Source organism: Acinetobacter lactucae (genome assembly GCF_013122135.1).
GTDB lineage: Bacteria > Pseudomonadota > Gammaproteobacteria > Pseudomonadales > Moraxellaceae > Acinetobacter > Acinetobacter lactucae.
This window is the reverse complement of record NZ_CP053391.1, coordinates 2,100,427-2,123,433: the sequence shown is the minus strand read 5'-3', so window position 1 is coordinate 2,123,433 and position 23,007 is coordinate 2,100,427. Positions and strand designations below refer to the sequence as shown.

At 38.3% G+C, this 23,007-nt stretch carries 23 protein-coding genes; 18 read left to right on the top strand and 5 right to left on the bottom strand.

From position 1 onward, the window contains the following. Positions 1-75 precede the first annotated feature (75 nt). The 3 genes from HLV59_RS09840 (at position 76) to HLV59_RS09830 (ending at position 1,805) form a co-directional block, all read left to right on the top strand. Positions 76-927 carry a LysR family transcriptional regulator gene (locus HLV59_RS09840; protein WP_031948236.1) on the top strand — a complete coding sequence of 284 codons (852 nt, stop codon included), beginning with the start codon at positions 76-78 and terminating at the stop codon, positions 925-927. Between the two features lie 97 nt (positions 928-1,024). Further along, positions 1,025-1,291 carry a hypothetical protein gene (locus HLV59_RS09835; protein WP_171429865.1) on the top strand — a complete coding sequence of 89 codons (267 nt, stop codon included), beginning with the start codon at positions 1,025-1,027 and terminating at the stop codon, positions 1,289-1,291. 178 nt (positions 1,292-1,469) lie between these two features. Continuing rightward, on the top strand, positions 1,470-1,805 hold the full coding sequence (locus HLV59_RS09830) for a hypothetical protein (RefSeq protein ID WP_171429864.1): 336 nt from the start codon (positions 1,470-1,472) through the stop codon (positions 1,803-1,805). 68 nt (positions 1,806-1,873) lie between these two features. On the opposite strand, the gene HLV59_RS09825 is transcribed toward HLV59_RS09830, so the two are convergent. Continuing rightward, complete coding sequence (locus HLV59_RS09825; RefSeq protein WP_016145178.1) at positions 1,874-2,038, bottom strand: hypothetical protein; 165 nt, start codon at positions 2,036-2,038, stop codon at positions 1,874-1,876. Positions 2,039-2,554: 516 nt separating this feature from the next. On the opposite strand from HLV59_RS09825, the gene HLV59_RS09820 reads away from it, so the two are divergent. The 8 genes from HLV59_RS09820 (at position 2,555) to HLV59_RS09785 (ending at position 9,915) form a co-directional block, all read left to right on the top strand. Next, on the top strand, positions 2,555-2,815 hold the full coding sequence (locus tag HLV59_RS09820; protein ID WP_266095358.1) for a YcgL domain-containing protein: 261 nt from the start codon (positions 2,555-2,557) through the stop codon (positions 2,813-2,815). Beyond that, the gene (locus HLV59_RS09815) at positions 2,808-3,194 is read left to right on the top strand and encodes a hypothetical protein (protein ID WP_025470605.1); all 387 of its coding nucleotides are present in this window, start codon (positions 2,808-2,810) and stop codon (positions 3,192-3,194) included. Before HLV59_RS09820 ends, HLV59_RS09815 begins: the two co-directional genes overlap by 8 nt. A 29-nt stretch (positions 3,195-3,223) precedes the next feature. Beyond that, positions 3,224-4,075, top strand: a complete 852-nt coding sequence (locus HLV59_RS09810) for an AAA family ATPase (RefSeq protein WP_069123222.1) — start codon at positions 3,224-3,226, stop codon at positions 4,073-4,075. A 15-nt stretch (positions 4,076-4,090) separates the two neighbouring features. Next, positions 4,091-5,278, top strand: a complete 1,188-nt coding sequence (locus tag HLV59_RS09805) for a vWA domain-containing protein (protein ID WP_171429863.1) — start codon at positions 4,091-4,093, stop codon at positions 5,276-5,278. Positions 5,279-5,314: 36 nt separating this feature from the next. Beyond that, entirely contained in the window at positions 5,315-6,520 is a 1,206-nt protein-coding gene (trpB, locus tag HLV59_RS09800) for a tryptophan synthase subunit beta (RefSeq protein ID WP_057105124.1), read from the top strand. A gap of 236 nt (positions 6,521-6,756) precedes the next feature. Further along, entirely contained in the window at positions 6,757-7,764 is a 1,008-nt protein-coding gene (gene prmB / locus HLV59_RS09795; RefSeq protein ID WP_016145181.1) for a 50S ribosomal protein L3 N(5)-glutamine methyltransferase, read from the top strand. A 12-nt stretch (positions 7,765-7,776) separates the two neighbouring features. Further along, the gene (gene aroC, locus HLV59_RS09790) at positions 7,777-8,868 is read left to right on the top strand and encodes a chorismate synthase (RefSeq protein WP_057105122.1); all 1,092 of its coding nucleotides are present in this window, start codon (positions 7,777-7,779) and stop codon (positions 8,866-8,868) included. Positions 8,869-9,198: 330 nt separating this feature from the next. Continuing rightward, positions 9,199-9,915, top strand: a complete 717-nt coding sequence (locus HLV59_RS09785) for a hypothetical protein (protein WP_171429862.1) — start codon at positions 9,199-9,201, stop codon at positions 9,913-9,915. Between the two features lie 243 nt (positions 9,916-10,158). Here the strand turns inward: HLV59_RS09785 and HLV59_RS09780 are convergent, their stop codons facing one another. After that, positions 10,159-11,388, bottom strand: a complete 1,230-nt coding sequence (locus HLV59_RS09780) for a GGDEF domain-containing protein (RefSeq protein ID WP_005069350.1) — start codon at positions 11,386-11,388, stop codon at positions 10,159-10,161. A 320-nt stretch (positions 11,389-11,708) separates the two neighbouring features. Here HLV59_RS09780 and HLV59_RS09775 point away from each other — a divergent pair, with 320 nt between their 5' ends. Next, positions 11,709-12,461: a TenA family transcriptional regulator gene (locus tag HLV59_RS09775; RefSeq protein ID WP_171429861.1), complete on the top strand. Its 753-nt coding sequence runs from the start codon at positions 11,709-11,711 to the stop codon at positions 12,459-12,461. Positions 12,462-12,509: 48 nt separating this feature from the next. Here the strand turns inward: HLV59_RS09775 and HLV59_RS09770 are convergent, their stop codons facing one another. Both HLV59_RS09770 and lipA read right to left on the bottom strand, forming a co-directional pair. Then, complete coding sequence (locus HLV59_RS09770) at positions 12,510-13,649, bottom strand: transcriptional regulator (protein ID WP_171429860.1); 1,140 nt, start codon at positions 13,647-13,649, stop codon at positions 12,510-12,512. A gap of 156 nt (positions 13,650-13,805) precedes the next feature. Further along, complete coding sequence (lipA, locus tag HLV59_RS09765; protein WP_171429859.1) at positions 13,806-14,792, bottom strand: lipoyl synthase; 987 nt, start codon at positions 14,790-14,792, stop codon at positions 13,806-13,808. A 362-nt stretch (positions 14,793-15,154) separates the two neighbouring features. On the opposite strand from lipA, the gene HLV59_RS09760 reads away from it, so the two are divergent. Genes HLV59_RS09760 through HLV59_RS09735 form a run of 6 tightly spaced genes read left to right on the top strand, consistent with a single transcriptional unit; the run spans position 15,155 to position 22,001 of the window. Then, positions 15,155-16,117, top strand: a complete 963-nt coding sequence (locus HLV59_RS09760; protein ID WP_081174074.1) for a thiamine pyrophosphate-dependent dehydrogenase E1 component subunit alpha — start codon at positions 15,155-15,157, stop codon at positions 16,115-16,117. 13 nt (positions 16,118-16,130) lie between these two features. After that, on the top strand, positions 16,131-17,150 hold the full coding sequence (locus tag HLV59_RS09755) for an alpha-ketoacid dehydrogenase subunit beta (protein WP_004792520.1): 1,020 nt from the start codon (positions 16,131-16,133) through the stop codon (positions 17,148-17,150). 1 nt (position 17,151) lies between these two features. Continuing rightward, the gene (locus HLV59_RS09750) at positions 17,152-18,687 is read left to right on the top strand and encodes a 2-oxo acid dehydrogenase subunit E2 (protein ID WP_171429858.1); all 1,536 of its coding nucleotides are present in this window, start codon (positions 17,152-17,154) and stop codon (positions 18,685-18,687) included. Positions 18,688-18,697: 10 nt separating this feature from the next. Continuing rightward, positions 18,698-20,101: a dihydrolipoyl dehydrogenase gene (gene lpdA / locus HLV59_RS09745; RefSeq protein ID WP_171429857.1), complete on the top strand. Its 1,404-nt coding sequence runs from the start codon at positions 18,698-18,700 to the stop codon at positions 20,099-20,101. Between the two features lie 26 nt (positions 20,102-20,127). After that, positions 20,128-20,913 (top strand): acetoin reductase, encoded by a 786-nt coding sequence (locus tag HLV59_RS09740; protein ID WP_171429856.1) that lies wholly within the window; start codon positions 20,128-20,130, stop codon positions 20,911-20,913. 29 nt (positions 20,914-20,942) lie between these two features. Beyond that, complete coding sequence (locus HLV59_RS09735; protein ID WP_171429855.1) at positions 20,943-22,001, top strand: 2,3-butanediol dehydrogenase; 1,059 nt, start codon at positions 20,943-20,945, stop codon at positions 21,999-22,001. 48 nt (positions 22,002-22,049) lie between these two features. Here HLV59_RS09735 and HLV59_RS09730 read toward each other — a convergent pair whose 3' ends face one another. Beyond that, positions 22,050-22,961, bottom strand: coding sequence for a bestrophin family protein (locus HLV59_RS09730; protein WP_057106728.1), 912 nt, complete (start codon positions 22,959-22,961; stop codon positions 22,050-22,052). Positions 22,962-23,007: the final 46 nt, after the last annotated feature.

Sequence of the window (23,007 nt, the reverse complement as noted above, 5' to 3'; positions counted from 1 at the left end):
AGATAAGTAGACAAACGAGAAAATTACATTTATAGATGATTTTAATTCACCTATGAATATCACTTGGGAGAAAGCATGCAAGTCTCTTTGCAAGCACTTAAGGCATTTGAATCAGCCGCTCGATTGGGTAGTTTTAAGTTGGCTGCTGAAGAACTTTCACTTACACCGACTGCAATTTCACATCATGTCGCCAATCTAGAAAGCAGATTAAATGTTGATTTATTTCATCGACAAGTCAGAAAAATAACGCTTACAACGACAGGGAAAAGACTTGCGGGAGCAATTTCTGAAGGATTTCGTAAAATAGAAGATGCATTAGATGAAATAACAGTAAATGGAAATATAATGAGAGTTGCAAGTACCTCTTCACTAGCTGCAATGCTGTTAATTCCTTCTATAAATGAATTTTATCAATTGAATCCAGATATCTCAGTTGAATTTTCTACGGGTGAAACTTTAGACAATCATTTATATACATTACCTATTCGATATGGTGATGTATCTTCAGTACCTTCTAAAGATGTCCTTAAATATGAGTCTTTTAATGTATTTGGCGTATCTAAACTCGCTCTGTCCAAAGATACGAGTCAGTCAATAACGTTATTCACCACAGAATGGAAAAATAAAGCATTACCAAGTCCACCATTAGAGAGCTGGCTTGAGGTGAATGGATGGGACCAAAAGAGGGTAACTATTAAGAAGTTTGATCAGGAGATTTTTGGGATACACGAGGCTTTATCTGCCAATGGGTTAGTATTTTGTTCTGCTACACTGACCCATAGGTTTGTTAAAGCCAATCTTTTGCAGGAGTTCGAAACTAAACCCATTCAATCAGAGCTGTGTTACTACATTCCAAATAGAGAAGATTTTAAAAATAGAAATGCTAGAAAATTTATCGATTGGGTAGAACATTTATTTAATCAATAAACTTATATCTTTGATTGGTTTTAACTACACAACACTAAAACTTATATAGCCTTTTTATGTTATAAAATTAGATAAATTAATAATTAGAGAGATAAATATGCTTAACAACTTTAATGCTGAACAAGCTCGTCAAAATGCTAAAAACTTTAAAATAAATAAAGACGTCATATTGGAAAAAATTTTAACTGGTACTGAGTCTGAATCTAAGGAGGGGAAGCGAAAAGCAACTTTCTGGTTTCCTGTTGATGCTATAAGTCCTGATCATCTTACATTGGTGGAAGAGGAGCTTAAAAGTAGAGGGTTTAATGTCTCAACTGATATTGAGCACTCGGGTACCACCATCACAATTGAAATAAGCTTCTAATTATTGATTGTTTTAACTAAACCACCCTTAAAAAAGAGTGGTTTTTTATTACATGATTTATCGTAAGCTAAAAGAAGTTAAATATAAATTTATTTACAATTAAAATTATATTAATCAAGATATTATTTGACAGGTTCTATCTTCTTCTGTAGCTTTACTTTTTGAGTGGAATATGGATATGAACTTCCAAACAATACTTTTATCTTTCAAAAATCAATCTACTGGTACAGATGCATTTAAGGATTTAAAAAATGCTTGTGAGCAGTCTCTTAAAGAATCTAAAGATACAAAAGAAAAAGCAGTAGTTTACCTAATCTACGGTTTCGCACGTAGTTACGTAATATTATATGAAGATGAAGCTGTAATAACCGAATTTGCTCATACTTCTAAAACTAAGCTTATTGCCTATATGGAAAGCCTTAACCAAGCTTTATTGAGCCAAGATGATAGCGCTATTTTGAATGCTTTAAATCTGGTAAGCAATGACTATATAAAAAGCTCTCGAGTTTTCTAAACATTATTGATTTATTTTTGATGAAAATACTTCTTTAGCCCAAGCTAAAGAAGTATTTAATGTTTGTTTTAGTGAGACTTTTTCTTACCGCCACCATCTTGTTTATTGACGGTAGACCATGCAATTCGTTCGGCTTCTTCTTGAGAATGACCTCTATCTACTTCACTCTCAACAATATGTTTGGCCTGACGTTTTTGTTTTGCTGTATAAGCACTTTTATCACCACGAGGCATAATTTTGTCCTCCATATCTATGAACAAGATACTTATTATTGAAACATATTCAGATAATAACTAAGTTAAGTAACGTCTGGTGATGTGTAGTGAAGTGGTTAAAAGTTTTAATTAAATGTATGTGTCTCTATAAGGGGCGAATAAGTTTAATAATATATTTTTCAAACATATAAATAGTAATTTAAAAAAATTACCAATAAAGAAGTATTTGATGATGAATACTTTTTATAAGTCCTAAAACTGGTTTTATTTTAGTAAAATAGATTTTATATTTTGATATTTAAAATCAATAGGTTAAATTGTATTTTTGAAATCTAATCCCTATTTAGAACAAAGTTATTATCGACCTTAATCAATGTTGTAGGTTAATATTTCTCAAGAATTAAAAAAACGACTGATGCGTAAACAAACCTGCGTGTGTGTGTCGTTTTTTTTCATGTATGCTGTCCTTAGTTCAAGAGTTGATTTGAAATGCACTGTGATATTTATAGATCGAGCAAAAAAGATGAAATGTACATGTATATTGCTCGTCCAAACTATCCTGACGATGCGGAGCAAACTGATCCGTTTGAAAATGTTCCTGAAGCTGTTTTACAAGCGTTTGGTCTTGCAACGTTTGTCATGCATTTAGAGTTGGCTCCAACACGTAAATTGGCGCGTGTTAATGTTTTACATGTTTTAGACTCATTACAAACAAAAGGTTTCTTTATTCAGATGCCGCCAGAAGGGTTAATTAACCCGAATGCAGTTGAACCAGAGGGCTTACGTGGTGCGTGAAGATCAAACTGGAATAATGAATCAATTATTTTCTTTTTTGGATGTTATTCCTGAAGGTGTTATTGCTTTAACAGCTTATGGAATAGGCGCTATTATTGCTTTGTGGTGTTGGTGGCGATTAATGCGCCGTCTTCCTACAACTCTTGGTGCAATTAGCTGGCTTGTCGTATTTGCTATTTTAGTCACACCAACAGTGTCTGAAGGGCCGAATGCATCTGTGGCACCTGCTATTTTTGGACTTCTTTTTGGTGTTTTAACTAAAGATAGTCCGTTAATTTGGTCGAATTTATCTTTAATTCTGTTTGTCGTTGGTCTAGGTTTGGTGATTGGATATTGTTGGTCAAAATATTCAACAAACAAAAACATGCGTTCCATCTAACCATTGAAATAGAAAAATAAGGTCTTTACATGTCTGCTGATACCCAACATTTTACTGGTACAGATCAATATATCGCGACTGATAGTCTTAAGCTCGCTGTAAAAGCAGCTCGTGCTTTGCAAAAGCCTTTACTAATTAAGGGTGAACCGGGCACGGGGAAAACTTTACTTGCCGAACAAGTAGCACAAAGCTTGGGTTTAAAACTGATCACTTGGCATATCAAATCAACAACCAAAGCGCAGCAAGGGTTGTACGAATATGATGCGGTTTCTCGTTTAAGAGACAGCCAGTTAGGTGATGATCGAGTTTACGATATTAAGAACTATATTAAACCCGGTAAATTGTGGGAAGCTTTCACGAGTGAAGAGCGTTGTGTTTTGTTAATTGATGAAATTGATAAAGCAGATATCGAGTTTCCAAATGACTTGCTGCATGAACTCGATAAAATGTCTTTTTATGTTTATGAAACAAGTGAAACAATTACAGCAACACAACGCCCAATAGTCATTATTACTTCTAATAATGAAAAAGAATTACCTGATGCTTTCTTGCGTCGTTGCTTCTTCCACTATATTGAGTTCCCAGATGAAGCCACAATGAGAGAAATCATTGCAGTTCATTTCCCGAATATTTCTGCAACATTGGTGAACGAAGCTTTACAGGTTTTTTTTAAACTACGTGAAATTCCTAATTTAAAGAAACCACCGTCAACTTCTGAGTTAATTGATTGGTTAAGTTTACTCATGGCAGATGATATGCCAGAAGATGTATTACGCAATCGAGATACCTCAAAAGCGATTCCACCTTTATATGGTGCGCTGATCAAAAACGAGCAGGATGTACAACTTCTCGAACGCTTGGCTTTCATGTCTCGACGTTAAGGGAGGGAGTAACCCATGTTTGTGCGGTTATTTTACACCTTACGTAAATATGGTGTTCCAGTTACGACTCGTGAACTCATTGATTTAAACCGTGCAGTGAGTGAAGGCTTAGTTTTTGCCGATCAAGAAGAGTTTTATCAGCTTGCTAAAACTATTTTAGTTAAAGATGAACGCTTTTTTGACAAGTTTGATCGTGCCATGAAAGATTACTTTGATGGCATTGAAACTTTTGATATCGATGAGTTACTTAAGCAAGTTCATAAATTGCCAAAAGACTGGTTCGATTTAGAACTTCTCGAAAAGCACTTAACACCAGAGCAAAGAGCTGAACTCCAAAAAGCAGGTTCTTTAGAAGAACTGATGAAAATGCTGGAAGAGCGATTACGCGAACAGCATAAGAAACACCAAGGTGGTAACCGTATGGTTGGCACAGGTGGAACTTCACCTTTTGGAGCTTTTGGTGACCATCCAGAAGGCGTACGAATTGGTGGGCCGGGCCGTAAATGTTCGGCGGTTAAAGTCTGGGAACAGCGTAAATACCAAAATCTAGATGATGACCAAGTTCTTGGTACTCGTCAGATGCAAATTGCTTTACGCCGTTTACGCAAATTTGCTCGCCAAGGGGCAGCCGAAGAGTTAGACGTCGACGGAACTATTCGAGAAACAGCCAAACAAGGTATTTTGGATGTTCAGATGGTGCCAGAGCGTCGTAATCGAATCAAAGTATTGATGTTGTTTGATGTGGGCGGTTCGATGGATGCGCACATTGCTCAATGTGAGAAACTTTTTAGCGCAGCTAAAACTGAATTTAAAACACTCGAATACTTTTATTTCCATAACTGTCTTTATGACTATGTCTGGAAAGATAATTACCGAAGAACTGCGACCCGCATGAATACGTGGGATTTGTTTCATACCTATGGACGCGACTACCGTGTAATTGTGGTAGGTGATGCCAGTATGGCACCGTATGAGCTGAAATCGGTGGGTGGTTCGGTTGAATATATGAATGATGAAACAGGCGAGGTTTGGTTACGTCGCCTACGTCAACATTTTGATAAAACAGCGTGGTTAAACCCTGAAACTGAAGGGTATTGGCATTACACTCAAACCATTGGTTGGATTAAAGAGATTTTTGAAAATCATATGTATCCAATGACGCTAAAAGGCATTGAGGATTTAACGCGCTACCTTTCTCGATAAACTTGATAACTTTAATAATTTAAAAAAGAGGATGATATGCAACATCAAATTAATGGTATTGCTTTACCGAATGAACAGGGATTCTTTGGTGAATATGGCGGTCAATTCATTCCGCCACATTTAAAAGAAGCAATGGATGAAATTAATGTTGCTTATGAAGAAATCCGCCATACAGCGGAATTTCAAAATGAACTATCAGATCTTTTTTCAAATTATGTAGGCCGTCCAAGTCCTTTATTTCATGCTAAGCGTCTGTCAGAACAGTTAGGCGGTGCGCAAATTTATTTAAAGCGTGAAGATTTAAATCACACAGGTGCTCATAAGATCAATCACTGTTTAGGTGAAGCTCTTCTTGCTAAGTATATGGGCAAAAAGAAAGTCATTGCTGAGACTGGTGCAGGACAGCATGGGGTTGCTTTAGCAACGGCTTGTGCTTTAGTGGGTATTCCCTGTGAAATTCACATGGGACAAGTCGATATTGAAAAAGAGCATCCTAATGTGGTCAAAATGAAAATTTTGGGTGCTCATTTAGTAGCAGTTACACGTGGTACAGCAACTTTAAAAGATGCCGTAGATAGTGCATTTGAAGAATATTTAAAAGATCCTAAAAACTTTATATATGCAATTGGTTCTGTAGTAGGACCACATCCATTTCCAAAAATGGTTCGAGATTTTCAATCGATTATTGGTAATGAAATTAAAGAGCAGACACATCATCGTTTTGGAAAAAATCCGGATTATGTGGTGGCATGTGTAGGGGGCGGTTCAAATGCGATTGGCGCTTTTACCGCATTTTTAAATGATTCGGATGTGAAATTAGTCGGGGTTGAACCAGCTGGACATGGTTTAGAGACCAATATGCATTCAGCAACGCTAACTTTAGGTAAGCCAAGCCAAATTCATGGTATGGCGTGTTACGTGCTTGAAAATGAAGCTGGTGAACCGTTACCTGTGCATTCTATTGCTTCAGGATTGGACTATCCGGGTGTTGGGCCACAACATAGTTTCTTAAAAGATTTAGGCCGTGTGGAATATAGCACTGCAACTGACCAAGAATGTTTGGATGCTTTTATGACCTTATCTCGTGTTGAAGGCATTGTTCCTGCACTTGAAAGTTCACATGCGGTCGCTTGGGCAATTCGTGAGGCGCCAAAGCTATCGAAAGAAACCATGATTGTGGTTAATCTTTCTGGTCGTGGAGACAAAGATTCAGATTATGTGGCAGAAAAACTTAAGCTTTAAACCAACTAAACATAAAAAGCGGTCAAACTTCAAAGACCGCTTTTTTATTTCATAGACGAAATCTATCCCTTGTTAAAAGTTCATTATTTCTTAATTAAAACAAAGTATTCTAATTTTAAGCTGTGATTGTTAGAGATAGGTGTGTAAAACACTGGTTCACAAGGCAAAGCGTTGCGTTGCTTGGTCTCACTCAGTAGAATAGTCACTTTGCAAAATTTGCCTTTGGAGACGCCTAAGTGGAGCGACCGACGATTAGCCCTGAACATTTACAGGAAGCTGCTGAAAATTTATCAACAATTCGAGATTTTATTCGTTTTGGGGTATCAGCATTACGTCAACATGATGCACATTTAGGACAAGGTACTGAAGATTATTTTGCAGAAAGTTCTGCACTAGTTTTACAAACCTTATCTCTTGAATGGTCAGCAGACGCAGAAATTCTAGATGCCAAGTTATTACCAAGTGAAAAAGCAGAATTTTTAAGTTTGTTAGAACGTCGTATTAATGATCGTATTCCAACTTCTTATTTATTAAATTTAGCTTACTTCTTTAATAAGCCATTTTATGTAGATGAGCGTGTACTTATTCCACGTTCGCCAATCGCAGAGTTAATTGAGCAACGTTTTGCACCATATTGTTTAGATGAAAATGGGCAAATGCGTGAAGCACTAAATAATCTACCAGAAAATGCAAATCCTAAAACGCCACAACGTATTTTAGATATGTGTACAGGTTCTGGTTGTATTGCTGTAGCTTTGGCTTATGCATACCCAGATGCGGAAGTGGATGCAACGGACATCTCTAAAGAAGCCTTAGAAGTAGCCTCGATTAACGTTGAACACCACAATAAGCAATATCAAGTTGCTTTACTTGAATCTGATTTATTTGCCAAGATTCCAGCTGAAAACCAGTATGATTTAATTGTAAGTAATCCTCCGTACGTTGATGCCGAAGATATGGCTGACTTACCGGAAGAGTTTTTACACGAACCTGAGCTTGCATTGGCAGCAGGCCAAGATGGTTTAGACCTCGTGCGTAAAATGCTTGCTCAAGCAGCAGATTATTTAACTGAAGATGGTTTAATTGTCATTGAAGTGGGTAACTCTGAATGGGCTATGCGTCAAAACTTCAATACTATTGATTTTAACTGGCTTACTTTCCAAAAAGGTGGTTCTGGCATTTTTGCTTTAACCGCAGAACAATGTCGTCGTTATAGAAAACTATTTGAACAGCAACAAGCATAAGGAGTTGTACATATGGCAGGGAACAGTATTGGACAACTCTTTCGTGTAACGACATGTGGTGAGTCTCATGGCGTTGGCTTAATGGCAATTGTTGATGGCGTGCCACCTGGTCTTGAGTTAACCGAAGAAGATCTACAAAAAGATCTGGACCGCCGTAAGCCGGGTACATCAAAATTTGCCACTCAGCGCAAAGAACCTGATCAGGTTGAAATTATTTCTGGTGTGTTTGAGGGTAAAACGACTGGTACGCCAATTGGTTTACTCATTCGTAATACTGATCAAAAATCGAAAGATTACGGCAATATTGCTCAGACTTTTAGACCGGGTCATGCGGACTACACCTATACACAAAAGTATGGTTTCCGTGATTACCGGGGTGGCGGTCGTTCGAGTGCTCGTGAAACTGCTATGCGTGTTGCAGCAGGTGCTATTGCTAAAAAATATTTAGCAGAAAAGTTCGGCGTTTTGATTCGTGGTCATGTCACACAAATTGGTAATGAAGTTGCTGAAAAACTGGATTGGAATGAAGTTCCAAATAATCCATTTTTCTGTGGTGATATCGATGCTGTTTCTCGTTTTGAAGCCTTGGTGACATCTTTACGTGAACAAGGTACAAGCTGTGGTGCCAAGCTAGAAATTTTAGCTGAAAAAGTTCCTGTAGGATGGGGTGAACCTGTTTTTGATCGTCTTGATGCTGATATTGCTCATGCCATGATGAGCATTAATGCTGTTAAAGGTGTTGAAATCGGGGATGGTTTCGCAGTTGCTGGGCAGTTCGGTCATGAAACACGTGATGAATTGACTAGTAATGGCTTCTTGGCGAACCATGCAGGCGGTATTTTAGGCGGTATTTCGAGTGGTCAAACCATTCGAGTCGCTATTGCATTAAAACCTACTGCAAGTATTACAACACCAGGTAAAACGATTAATTTAAGTCGTGAAGATACTGATGTTTTAACTAAAGGCCGTCATGACCCATGTGTAGGTGTACGAGCAACTCCAATTGCAGAAGCAATGCTAGCCATTGTTTTAATGGACCACTTCCTACGCCATCGTGCACAAAATGCAGATGTTGTTCCACCGTTTGCCCCAATTGAACCATAGTCATAATTTTGACTATAGTAAATTAAGCCCCCATATTTAACTTAAACTTGGGGGCTTTAATTTTTTATCATATTCGGCTCTATTAAATTTTAAATTATTTCCTTGTCTTATAATCTCTATATAAATATAATACCCGCGATTTATTTCTGAAGATATTTATCCGCTTAAGTAAAAAATTAAAGTCTTATTAGTTTTTATACTTCCGCAAGATATTCATATCTTAAAACTAATTTTATTCAAATTGGTTTTATATAAGTTTATTACATATTTAAATTTTATTACTTTAAACAAATAATTTTCAAAGTCATCATTGAAATTGGGGAAATATCAATGAATCAATGTACATATAGAATTGGCTGTATGTCAAAGGATAAACTATTGCCTAAAAACTTAGAGGCAATGATAAAAGTTATTCATGACTTATCTTTATCCTCTCAGCTATCTGAAAACTGGATATATAGTGATGATAATCCAGATATATATATTATTGATTTAGATAGCGGCTATACAAATATTCTTATTCCTAAAAAAATTAAAATTGTATTAAGTAATAACCCTGAGCTTTTAAAAGGTTATCAATATGGTCTAAAGAGACCCTTAAGGTATCAGGAACTATTAAAAATTTTATTAGAAATTGAAAATAATGAATATTTTAAAAAATCTTATCAAGAACGTATAGAAAATATAACTGCTACAGATCCGTTTGAGACAAAAATTCTATACAAACTTGTTTGTTATCCAAACTTTAAAAATATTCATGCAGAGCAGATTGTTAATGTCACTAGAGTATGTGCTTTATTATCTATTGAATCAAAGACAGTCCAAGAAATTAAAAAATTCTTGAACTTATCTGTAGATGAAATACAAAAAATTATAGACATTATTAAAAAAGAGGCTTATCCGAACTATGAAACGATACATGAGAATATTGTCTCGATATTGCCATTTTCAAATGAAGTTGTTCAGACAGCCCCTCCTAGAATGGAGCAAAACTTATTGCTCTATTTTATAAATAAACTTTGGAAGAAGTTAAAAGGAGAATTCTGATGAACTGGAATTTTTTAGCTTAGAGTAGGTATGTATTAATCTTAACTAAATCATTCTTAATTTAATATTAAGAACTAAACAACAATATTTAGTACATATTAAATCTAGATGACATTTTAGCTTTACCACGGATGGAAAAGCTAAATAGAGAATTCTTTCATTATTTTAATTCAAAAGATTAATATCAAAAACAAATAATGTAATCACTAGCCAAAAGTTATCCTCAATTGTTATTTGCCATTATTAAGTTAAATCTACAATTTGTTCTTCATTTACAGCAATCTTATATTGATTACGTCCATTGGTTTTCGCTTTATATAATGCATGATCAGCTCGTGCCACAAAAGCAGAAATAGAATCGTTTAGACGTGGAATTGTGGTTGCTACTCCAACGCTAATAGTGACTTGTGGTGAAACATCACTACATGGGTGTTTAATCGCAATTTTATTAATCGCATTCATTAAACGTTCGACCTGTATCAAAGCTTGCTGAGAATTTGTCATTGGGAATAGTAGTAAAAACTCTTCACCACCATAACGAGCAACTAAATCACCACTACGAGCAGCAATAGAAGAAATAGCAATTGCGATTTCTTTTAAACATTCATCACCTTTGAGATGTCCTAGCGTATCATTGTAGGCTTTAAAATAATCGATATCGACCATCATAATAGTGAGTGGGGTTTCATGTCGTAATGCACGGCGCCATTCATTATCCAAGGTTTCATCTAGATAACGTCGATTGGCTAAACCAGTAAGTGCATCTTGCTGAGAAAGTAAGGATAACTGCTGCGCTTGTTGCATGAGCTCAATGCGGTTCAGCTCAATCATACAGTTTTGTAAATAGTTTTCTCGATGTTGACGATCCGTTGCATAGGCGAGGGTCATTCCCAAAAAACTACTAAAAGTGTAAGTTCGGTTTAAGAACGTCCAGTCGATCACACCATTTAAGTAGTTACTTACTAAAATTCCAACTAGTCCTCCCATCCATCCAGCAAATATGGCGGTATAAAAGCGCATACCAACAGCACCATAAATAATAACGATTGCATACATCATGGCAGCATGAAAAAGAACATTATCTTGTCCATTCTCAATAACGTTAATTAAAATAAAAGTAATTGCTACCGCTAAAGCCGAGCCAACTCCTACATAATAATCAAAATACTGATTTAATTTTTTAATAAATGATAAAATCCAAGCGATAAGAACAATTACACCAACCCAAGAATAATAGCTAAACCAGGATAAAACTTGTTCACTTGGTAAAACTTGATATATACCAAAGCTTAAAAATATATATAATATTAAAATAATAGGCGCTCTGTAGCGGAACTCATAGGCAGCACCGTTTTGGTATTGAAAACGATAAATCGTTTCAAGCTGCTTTGGAAACCATACGAAATTTAATCCTCGTGTGGTTAATAAATCTATTTGTTCCTGTCCCAATATATTGGAACCCTGCAACTTCATAATTAATGCTCTCTATATTGGAAGTTGTCATAAAATGAGACTTATTTTAAGTAAAGTTCCATCTAAAAATATTGATTATATAATGTGTGGTTTATTCAAAATAATAATACAGATTTTTTAAAAAAGTAATGATTTTTATCTATGTTAAATGTGATAAAAATCACGACATTTCAATGATTAGCCTAATAATTATCTAAAGTTTCCCAATCCATCGAAAAAAGTTACAAATGGTCGATTAACGATTGTATCTTTATCATTTTCGGATAGACTTATAACGTGAAATACAGATGATTGCTGTCATATAAATAGGAAAATTAGCAATGACTGCTCTAAATCAATATGGAATGAATTTAGAAATTACGCCGCATAATGGATGGTCACAACGGTTCTGGGACGACCTGTTACCAGCTAAAGAACGGGTGAGTAAACATCCGTTTTTTACGGAAATGGCCAATGGGGGATTGAGCCTAGATAGTTTCCGTTATGCTTTACTTAATTTCTATCCATTAGTCGCCCATTTCCCGTCATATATGGCTGGAGCATTGGGGAAAGCGACTGGGTTTTCTGAACCGGGAGTTACTGAAGCGCGAGATTGGTTAATTCAAAATATTAAGGTAGAAGAGCGACACTTAAAATGGTATCGCGATTGGGCTGGAGGTTTTGGCTTAACAGTTGAAAAACTTGATCATGTACGTCCGCCAGCTGCTATGAACGCGGTAAACCATTTTCTATGGAATATGAGTCATCGAGGGAATTTGGCAGAATGTCTGGCTGCAACAAATTTAGCAATTGAATGGGCAACCGGAGATTGGTCTATTCAGGTATATAAAGGTATTCATACCTATACCAATCATCCTGAAGTCACGATTGATAAACGTTCTTTAGCTTGGTTACGTGCTCATGCACATTATGATGATCTTCATCCATATGAAGCTATGGAGCTGATTAAGCGTTTATGTAATGATCGTCCTGACTGGCAGCAAAAAGCATTTCATGCTGCCGAAGAAGGGCTACGGTATTATGAATTAGCTTTGGACGATTGCTATAGGGTACAGCTTCAAGCCTCTGCTTGATCTGGCCTTAAAAAGGGAGAATATTTATACGATATTCTCCCTTTTATTTTATTCAAGTAATTTTAAAAGCTTAGTTCGATAAGGCGTTTCTTCGGGTAATAATTCAAGTAAGCGTTCCACAGCATCTACACGGTCGGGGACACGACTGACTACTCGCAATAATTGGTCAATATCTTCAATTTGATAAATCACATGACTTAAACGAGCGTCAAAACAATCTCTCCATGCACATAAAAAAGGGCTTTCTGATTTAGCTAAAAAGCTTCCTTTATAAAGTGTAAGCGTAGTTGATGTGAAGCCTAGGTTTAATGCTTGTTCGGCCATTAAAAAATCACATTGAATTTCGCAGTTAAGTCTATATGGTCGTGACTCGATAACGTCGGGTATTAGGTTTCTAAGTTGAGAAAGTTCTGCTTTTAACGTGGTGGTACTTACAGGCCGGTCACCATATAACGCATAGTGAAGTTCTTCAAGATTAATTCCTTCGGGACAGAGGGTTAGAATGCATAGAATTTCAATCTGGCGTTGAGTCAATGTAAGGCTGTGTTGGTTATATTGAACTTTGGGAGTTCCAAAGGCCTTAATATACAAAATATTTTTTTGATGTAGCTGAATTGCTTGTTTAACAATGTCAGCACAACGCTCTACTGCTAAAACTCCAAGTGAATTATGTTTTTGATATTTGGTCGATAAATTCATAATTCCATAAAACTGACCTGTATTTGCATCCGTTATTGGGGCTGCGTAACACACCCAGTCTCTAACACTATTCATCTGGTTTTCGTGTGAGTAAACACAGCTTGCAGAATGTGTATTTAATGCTAAACCAATTGCATTTTGACCTACTGCCTGAGTAGACCACTGACCACCTTCAACAAAGTGTACTTGCTCGGCCGATGAGCGCATTGGATGACTACTCCATGTCCAAAGTAGAGTGCCATGAGGATCAGTCACACCAATGGCCATATCGGCATCTTCGGCAATATGCATTAAATTGCGATGACACTCATGAATCGAACGACCAAATAATGAATGTTCCCATTCCTCACCCAGATCAAACAAAGGTGCTGCCTCAAGGTCAAGTGATGGTTTTTTTCTTAATAGTTTAGAATGAGATGAGGATTCCGGCCGAAATAAGGACGGAGTAGTGTCTATTAAAGGCGATGACAATTGTTCTGACATATCCATATCGAAATTCCTTTATCATTGAAATGGCGTATCCGTAGCCGCTCAACTGTTATAACTTTTTTATTGTGACTATTTCCTAGTTATCTCCTTACCTTAAATAATTTTATAGGTCTTGACCATTATCCTATTGGATAAGTTTTGTTAATTGCCTATTCCTTACGATAAGACATCTTGTCGGCTGAAAGGTTTTGGTGCTGCTTCTCCAAAATATTGTCGATCGGCAAAATAGCTAGAACGGACCATCGGTGCACTCCAGATATTTTTAAAACCTAATCGTTTACCATGTCGAGTATATCGTTCAAATTCTTGTAAATTTACAAACCGATGAATAGGTGCATGTGATTTTGAAGGCTGAAGATATTGACCAATCGTGACAAGATCTACTTGATAATCTTTTAAGTCATTAAGTAGAGCAAGTACTTCTGCCTCAATTTCTCCTAACCCAACCATTAGACCAGACTTGGTTTTGATATCGGGACAATATGCTTTAAAGCGTTTTAGCAGCTCTAGTGAATGTTGATAGTCTGACCCAGGACGCATCGCTTTATATAAACGAGGAACAGTCTCAATATTATGATTAAACACATCTGGTGGAGATAAACTCAAAGTTGAAAGTGCTGTTTCTAAACGTCCACGAAAATCTGGTACTAAAATCTCAATCAATGTTTCTGGACAACGTTTCCTAATTTCTTCAATACACTTTACAAAATGTGCAGCGCCGCCATCATGTAGATCGTCGCGGTCTACTGAGGTAATCACGACATATTTTAAGTTTAGATTTGCGACTGTTTCTGCCAAATGCTTAGGTTCATCTTCATCTAGCGGTTTTGGACGACCATGGGCGACATCACAAAATGGGCAGCGACGAGTACAGATATCACCCATAATCATAAATGTTGCTGTACCTCCACCAAAACATTCCGGTAAATTGGGACACGCCGCTTCTTCGCAAACACTGTGTAACTTCTGTTGGCGCAGCAAATTTTTTATGCGTTTAATTTCTTCAAAATCGGTTATTTTTGCTCTAATCCAATCCGGTTTAGTAGGTAACTCTTCTGTAGGTAAAATTTTAATAGGAATGCAAGCGACTTTATCTGCTCCTCTTAATTTAATACCAGTTTCTGCTTGTCTTTTAAAATCCATATTAATAATTCCATTTTATATTAAATAATTTTTAACTAGACTCTATATAATAAAAATCCTTATAATTTAAATAAAGGACATTGGTTTTATTAATGAGCGTAGTACACAGCTAATATTATAAATTAATAAAGGTTGGTTAAAGGTTTGTTTTGCAAGACAATGAAATGTATTAAAATTTTTTAATTTTATTTTTGCTGTGCAAGTTTTTGAAAAATAAAAAATAATAGCCATAAAAACCATTTAAAAATTTTTAGTCTAATAGCATATTAAATTAAATTGAGCTTTATTATTTGTAGCGAAATATATAACTCTCGCTGAAACTTGGTTGATTTTTAATAATCAAGATAATAAAGGAAAAGGATATGCAATTAACGGAAGAGCAATTACTCGCAGCATATAAACGCATGCGTGATATTCGTGAATTTGAGGATCGACTTCACGAAGAAAATACTAATGGTGATATTCCTGGCTTTATTCACTTATACAGTGGTGAAGAAGCTGTAGCAGTCGGGATTTGCGAAAATTTAACCGACAAAGACTATATCACTTCAACACACCGTGGACATGGACACTGTATTGCAAAAGGCTGTGACATTCACGCCATGATGCTGGAAATTTTCGGTAAAGATGACGGGCTATGCCGTGGAAAAGGCGGTTCTATGCATATTGCCGATTTGGATAAAGGTATGCTCGGTGCAAACGGAATTGTGGGCGGCGGGCCTCCCTTAGCAATTGGTGCAGCGTTGACAGCAAAAACCTTAAAAACTGGTGGCGTTGGACTGTCTTTTACAGGTGATGGCGGTTCAAACCAAGGCCTGACCTTTGAAGCAATGAACATGGCTGTAGTTCTTAAACTTCCAGTAATTTTTGTTTTCGAAAATAACGGTTTTGGTGAAGGAACGGGCCATGATTACGCGGTAGGAAGTAAGGATATTGCTGGTCGTGCAGCTGGTTTTGGTTTACCAGCAGTTAAAGTTGATGGTACTGATTTCTTTGCAGTTTATGAAGCGGCCCAAACTGCTATTGATCGTGCACGCCGTGGTGAAGGTCCAAGTGTGATTGAAACCATTACAAACCGCTTTTATGGCCACTTTGAAGGTGACCCTGGTTTGATTCGCTCTAAAGAAGAAGTCGAATTCATCAAAGAAAATAAAGATCCTTTGAAAATTTTCCGAGAAAAAGTCAAAGACAAAATTGATGAAGCCAAACTAGACGAGATTGATGCAGCATCTAAAGCAAATGTTGATGATGCCGTTGCTAAAGCTCGTGCTGCGGCATACCCACAACCAGAACAACTCCTTACTGACGTCTATGTCTCTTACTAAAGGAATAGTAAAGATGCCAAATAAAAGTTTTCGTAATGCGATTAAAGAAGCCATTGAATCAGAAATGCGCCGTGACCCAACTGTTTTTGTGGTTGGTGAAGATGTGCGCGGTGGCCATGGCGGCAAAAATACCGAAGAGAACGAGCTTGAAGGCTTCGGTGGGGTACTCGGTGTAACCAAAGGTTTATGGACGGAATTTGGTTCAGAACGTGTTATTGATACCCCAATTACCGAATCGGCGATTATTGGTATGGCCGCTGGTGCTGCGGCTACAGGTTTACGTCCTGTTGCTGACTTAATGTTTATGGATTTCTATGGCGTGTGTCATGACATGCTCTATAACCAAGCCGCTAAGTTCCGTTATATGTTCGGCGGAAAAGCAAAAGCGCCAATGGTTGTACGTGGCATGATTGGCGCAGGTTTTTCTGCGGCAGCTCAGCATTCTCAGTCACCATATAACGTATTTGCTGCGGTTCCGGGCTTAAAAGTTGTGGTTCCATCTAGCCCATATGATGTGAAAGGGCTATTAATTCAGGCTATTCGAGATGACGACCCTGTGGTGTTCTGCGAGCATAAAATGCTTTATGACATTAAAGGTGAAGTTCCAGATGATGCCTATACTATTCCCTTTGGTGTAGCAAATTACACCCGTGAAGGAACAGATGTGACCATTATTGCTTTAGGCCTGATGGTACACCGTGCCAATGAAGTAGCGGACAAACTGGCAAAAGATGGTATTTCAGTTGAGGTGGTTGACCCTCGCACAATTTCACCTCTAGATGAAGAAGGAATTTTAGAGTCTGTTGCATCGACTGGACGTGTGGTTATTGTGGATGAATCGGCGGCACGCTGTGGCTTCGGGCATGATGTTGCTGCACTAGTTGCACAAAAAGGTTTCCACTATTTAAAAGCACCTGTTGAACTCGTAACGCCACCACATACGCCTGTTCCATTCTCTCCGGTTTTAGAAAAAGAATGGATTCCAAGTGTAGAGCGTATTGAGCAAGCTGTGCGAAAAACATTGGAGGCTTAGGATGAGCGAAATTAAAACGCTGGAGATCCCGAAATGGGGATTATCCATGGAAGAAGGCACGATTGCCCAATGGTTGATTAAAGAAGGTGATAGCTTTAATAAAGGCGATGAAATTTGTGAAATTGAAACCACAAAAATCGTCAATGTATTAGAAGCGCCTTTTGCAGGAACGCTCCGTAAAATTTTAGCAAAAGATGGTGAGACTTTACCTGTCGGTAGTCTCATTGCGGTATGTGCTGAAAGTGAAGTTTCTGATGCAGAAATTGAAACATTTATTGCATCACTCGGTGGTTCAGCAGCTAAAGCTCCTGAAGCATCTTCGGAACAGAGTAAAGCGGAAACATCTGCACCTATTGCTGAAAAAGCGGAACAACCACAGTCTGTAGCTGCAAGTGCTCCAGTTCCAGTAAAGGTTGCTAAAGGTGACTACGCTGTACCCGAGTCATTACAAGGTTATCAAACATCTGATGAGTTGTTTACAACACCGCATGCGTTAAAACTTGCTGAAAAACATAATGTGAACTTAGCGAAAGTCACAGGCTCTGGCCGTGAAGGACGTATTAGTGTTCAAGACATCCAGAAAGCTGTGCAGGCTGCTGGAGGTCAGTGGCCTGACGTTAAACAGCAAACTCAAGCTAAAGTGGTTAAATCTACTGCCGACGATAGCCGAGTTTCAGCGACGCCTGTAGCACGTCGTTTAGCAAAACAATGGGGCATTAACTTAAATGACTGCCGTGTTTCAGGTACTCGTGGCCGGGTTTGTAAAGAAGATGTTGAAGCAGTTTATTATCGCAATAATCCAACGTCGGTAAGTGAACAACCTGCTCAATGTGCAGCTCAACCACAATCGACAATTACGACTGTGGCGATGAATGGGATGCGTAAAGCGATTGCTTCACGGCTACAGGCTGCAAAACGTAATGCACCGCATTTCCGCCTAGTAGTCGATCTAAACGTAGAAGCTATGCAAACACTACGTAAGCAAATTAATGAAACTGTGCCACAAGTGAAGCTTTCTATTAATGACATGTTAATTAAGGCAGCTGCAGCGGCACTCATTAAAGTACCTGAGGTGAATGTTCAATTTGATGAGGCGACTCAATCAATCTTACAGTTCTCTCAAGCAGATATTTCGGTAGCTGTGGCAATTCCAAACGGTTTAATTACACCCATTGTGAAAGCGGCGAATCAGAAGTCTTTAGCACAGATTTCCGATGACATGCGTGATTTAGCAACACGCGCCAAGACTGGCAAGTTACAACCTGATGAGTTTCAAGGCGGCAGTTTTAGCATTTCAAATTTAGGAATGTTAGGCATTAAACAGTTCGACGCCATTATTAATCCACCGCAAGGTGCAATTATGGCATTAGGTGCTTCGGAATCTCGCGCTGTTGTTGAAAATGGCAATGTAGTGGTTCGTGAGATTGTCACTGCGACATTGTCATGCGATCACCGAGTCATTGATGGTGCGGTTGGAGCGAAATTCTTGGCCAGCTTTAAGCAGTTTGTTGAAAACCCTGCTTTAATTTTGGTGTAGGAGAACCCGCATGTCAGAAGCTCAATTTGATTTAATTGTGATTGGCGCGGGACCGGGTGGGTATGTGGCTGCAATTCGTGCAGCCCAGCTCGGGTTAAAAACCGCAATTGTAGAAGAACAACATCTAGGCGGAATTTGCCTAAACTGGGGCTGTATTCCAACTAAAGCTTTGCTTGCAGGGGCAGAGCTTGCAACTCAGTTTAAACATGCCGGACAGTTTGGTTTTCAGGTATCTCAACTCGATTTTGATATTCAAAAGCTTGTGCAACATAGCCGACAAGTGTCAGCTCAGTTAGTACAAGGTATTGATTACTTACTTAAAAAAAAACAGGTGACTGTATTTAATGGTCGTGCTCAGCTTACGGCTAAAGAAAAAATTGAAGTGACCGATCCTCAAGGTAAAAGTCAGGTTTTGAGTGCACCACACATCATTTTAGCAACTGGAGCTAAAGCTCGACATGTTCCTCAGCTTCCTGTCGATGGAACGTACGTGTGGAGCTATAAAGAAGCGCTTGTACCAGAGCAATTACCAAAAAGCTTATTGGTTGTAGGCTCGGGAGCGATTGGCAGTGAGTTTGCTAGTCTTTATCAAGATTTAGGATGTCAGGTCACCCTTATTGATTTAGCCAAGCAGATTTTACCCACTGAAGATGCGGAAGTTGCTCAATTTGTTAGAAAACAATTTGAACAAAAAGGTATGAAAGTCTTAACCGATGCTGTCGTTCAAAGTATTCAGATTGAAAATGAGCAAGTCCACTGTGTAATTGAAACGGCAAATGACGTTCAAACGATTGTTTTCGACCGTGTGCTGTCGGCAATTGGTGTACAGCCTAATACCACGGGACTAGGACTAGAACGTTTAGGTGTGGATCTTAATCCACAAGGTTTTGTGGCAATTGATGACTATTGTAAAACCAACGTAGCAGGACTTTATGCCATTGGTGATGTGGCTGGAGCGCCGTGTCTCGCTCATAAAGCAAGCCATGAAGCCATGATATGTGTCGAGAAAATTGCTGGTGTAGCAAACGTACATTCACTCGATCGTAGCCAGATCCCGGGTTGTATTTTTACGCATCCACAAGTGGCGAGTATTGGGTTAACAGAAAATGCGGCCAAAGTTAAGAATCTACCTATACGTATTGGTAAGTTTTCTTTAACTGCAAATGGCAAAGCTTTGGCAATTGGTGATGCGTCAGGTTTCGTTAAAACGGTGATACATGCAGAAACGGGTGAATTACTTGGCGCACATATGGTAGGTCATGAAGTGACTGAGCACATTCAAGGCTTTGCGATTGCTAAATATCTAGAAGCAACTGATGAAAGTTTAGCTCAAGTGGTTTTCCCACATCCAACCTTATCAGAAGCCATGCATGAATCCATTCTGGCTTCAATGCAACGAGCGATTCATATGTAGAAATTCTACATTTACAGGAGTTGAACATGGTTAAGGGATTAAAAAATAAAGTCGTTTTAGTGACTGGGGCAGCTCAAGGCATTGGCCGTGGGATTGCCCTGCGCTTGGCGCAAGAAGGTGTACATATTGCCCTAGTCGATATGAAACAAGATCGACTGAACGAGGTGCAGCAGGAAATTCAGGGTTTAGGTGTAAATGCGAGCATATTTATTGCTGATGTAAGTGACCGTGAGCAAGTGTATGCTGCTATAAATCATGCTGAAGAGACTCTTGGTGGATTTGATGTCATGATTAATAACGCTGGAATTGCACAAGTTCAAGCCATTGCTGATATCACACCTGATGAATTTCAAAAAATTGTTGATATCAATATTGGTGGAGTACTGTGGGGCATTCAGGCTGCTGCTGCAAAATTTAAGCAACGGCAACATAAAGGAAAAATCATTAATGCTTGCTCAATTGCAGGCCATGACGGGTTTGCTTTACTCGGTATTTACTCGGCAACCAAATTTGCGGTACGAGCACTTACCCAAGCTGCGGCAAAAGAATATGCCAGTCACGGTATTACGGTAAATGGATATTGTCCCGGAATTGTCGGAACTGACATGTGGGTTGAAATCGATAAACGTTTTGCTGAAATTACCGGTGCCGCTATAGGTGAAACTTATAAAAAATATGTGGAAGGTATTGCTTTAGGTAGAGCCCAAATACCAGAGGATGTAGCTGCATTAGTTGCTTTTCTGGCAAGTGAAGATTCAGATTACATTACAGGCCAATCCATTTTAACGGACGGTGGCATTGTCTATCGCTAAAACAACATCCTGATTTGAGGGAGATAATAATGAAAGCAGCGCGTTTTTATGACAGAGGCGATATTCGTATTGAAGATATCCCTGAACCAGAAGTCACTCCCGGCACTGTAGGCATTAAGGTAGCTTGGTGTGGAATCTGTGGTACAGATTTGCATGAGTTTATGGAAGGACCGATTTTTATTCCACCGTGTGGACATGCGCATCCTATTTCAGGCGAATCTGCGCCGATTACCATGGGACATGAGTTTTCAGGTGTGGTTTATGCCGTAGGTGAAGGTGTTGATGATATTGAAATTGGTCAGCATGTAGTCGTAGAGCCTTATATTGTGGCCGATGATGTGCCGACTGGACCGGGTGATAATTACCATCTTTCTAAAAATATGAACTTCATTGGTTTAGGCGGTCGTGGCGGTGGTTTATCGGAGAAAATTGCGGTTAAACGCCGTTGGGTGCATCCAATTTCCAATAAAATTCCACTAGATCAGGCGGCCTTGATTGAACCGTTATCTGTGGGTCACCATGCTTTCGTACGTAGTGGTGCAAAGGCTGGTGATATTGCACTGGTAGGTGGTGCGGGCCCAATAGGTTTGTTGCTTTCAGCAATTTTAAAAGCAAAAGGTCTTAAGGTCATCATTACCGAACTAAGTGCCAAACGCAAAGAAAAAGCCAAAGAGTCGGGAGTCGCAGATTATATTTTAGACCCTTCAGAAGTTGATGTTGTTTCTGAGGTCATGAAAATTACTAATGGCGATGGCGTCGATGTCGCGTTTGAATGTAGTAGCGTTAACAAAGTTTTAGATACTTTGGTTGCAGCAGTCAAACCAACAGGCGTTATCGTTATTGTTTCGATTTGGAGCCACCCAGCATCAATTAATGTGCATAGTGTGGTGATGAAAGAGCTTGATGTACGCGGTACGATTGCCTATGTGAATGACCATCAAGAAACGATTAAACTGGTCGAAGAAGGTAAAATAAATCTTGAACCTTTTATTACCCAGCGTATTCAACTTGATGATTTGATTTCACAAGGTTTTGAAACCTTAATTCATAACAATGAGTCAGCCGTTAAGATTATCGTACAGCCCTAAATAGATACTCAAACCTATAAAAAAGAGCGATGATTCGCTCTTTTTTTATTAAAGTAAATTGTTGTCTTGGGCTTCAATAATAGGCGGTAATGGTTGTCCTAAAGAGCTTAGAGACTCTCGCTCAATCAAACGTACAATTGAATCGAGCGGTAAATCATTTTCTTGCAAACCAAAAGGTTCTTCAATTTGAGCACTTAAGGCATCTAAACCTAAAAACATATAAGCGATTAAGCCGACAATAAGCGGTGTCCAGATGCCCAAAGCTGCTTCAAGGCTAAATGGTAATATGAAACAGAAGCAGTAAACGGCACGGTGCAAAAGTACTGAATATGAATAGGGTAAAGGTGTCCCAGCAATACGATCACAACCTGCTTGGATATTGCCTAACTCAACAATATGTCGATTTAAGGTGCTATAGATAATGTCACTAATTTCACCATCTTTTAGTATTTTAACTAAATCTTTTTGAATGTTTTCGAGTACAAATTGTGGTGCATTAATATGCTCATTTAAATAATTAAGTGAAGAGTTCGTTAAATAGGCATGTTCAAGAAATTTGGTGGGTTCAACTGTTTGTTGACGCAGTCGATCACGCAATAAATTACTAAAAATTAGGACTTGATGAATTAAATGTTCACGCTGTTCATTCGATAGAACATGGCTATCTCTAACGATATGTCTGGCATTGGCAATTAGCGCACCCCAAAGTTTGCGACCTTCCCACCATCGGTCATAACACGCGCTATTTCTAAAACCCGTACAAATTGACAGAATCACACCGAAGATTGTAAAACCAATTGCAGGTACGGTAGGGATTTGAATCCAATGATAATAAGAAAGAAAAACAACAAATGCTGAGATCAGAATAACAATGCTCAGTGCAGGCAAGACCTTCGGCAAAATTGTTCCTTTCCAAGCAAATAATAATTTAAATACATTGCTTTTATCACGGACAATCATATAAAGCCTTTGAACTAATGAACCTAACCAAGTGCAATATGATACG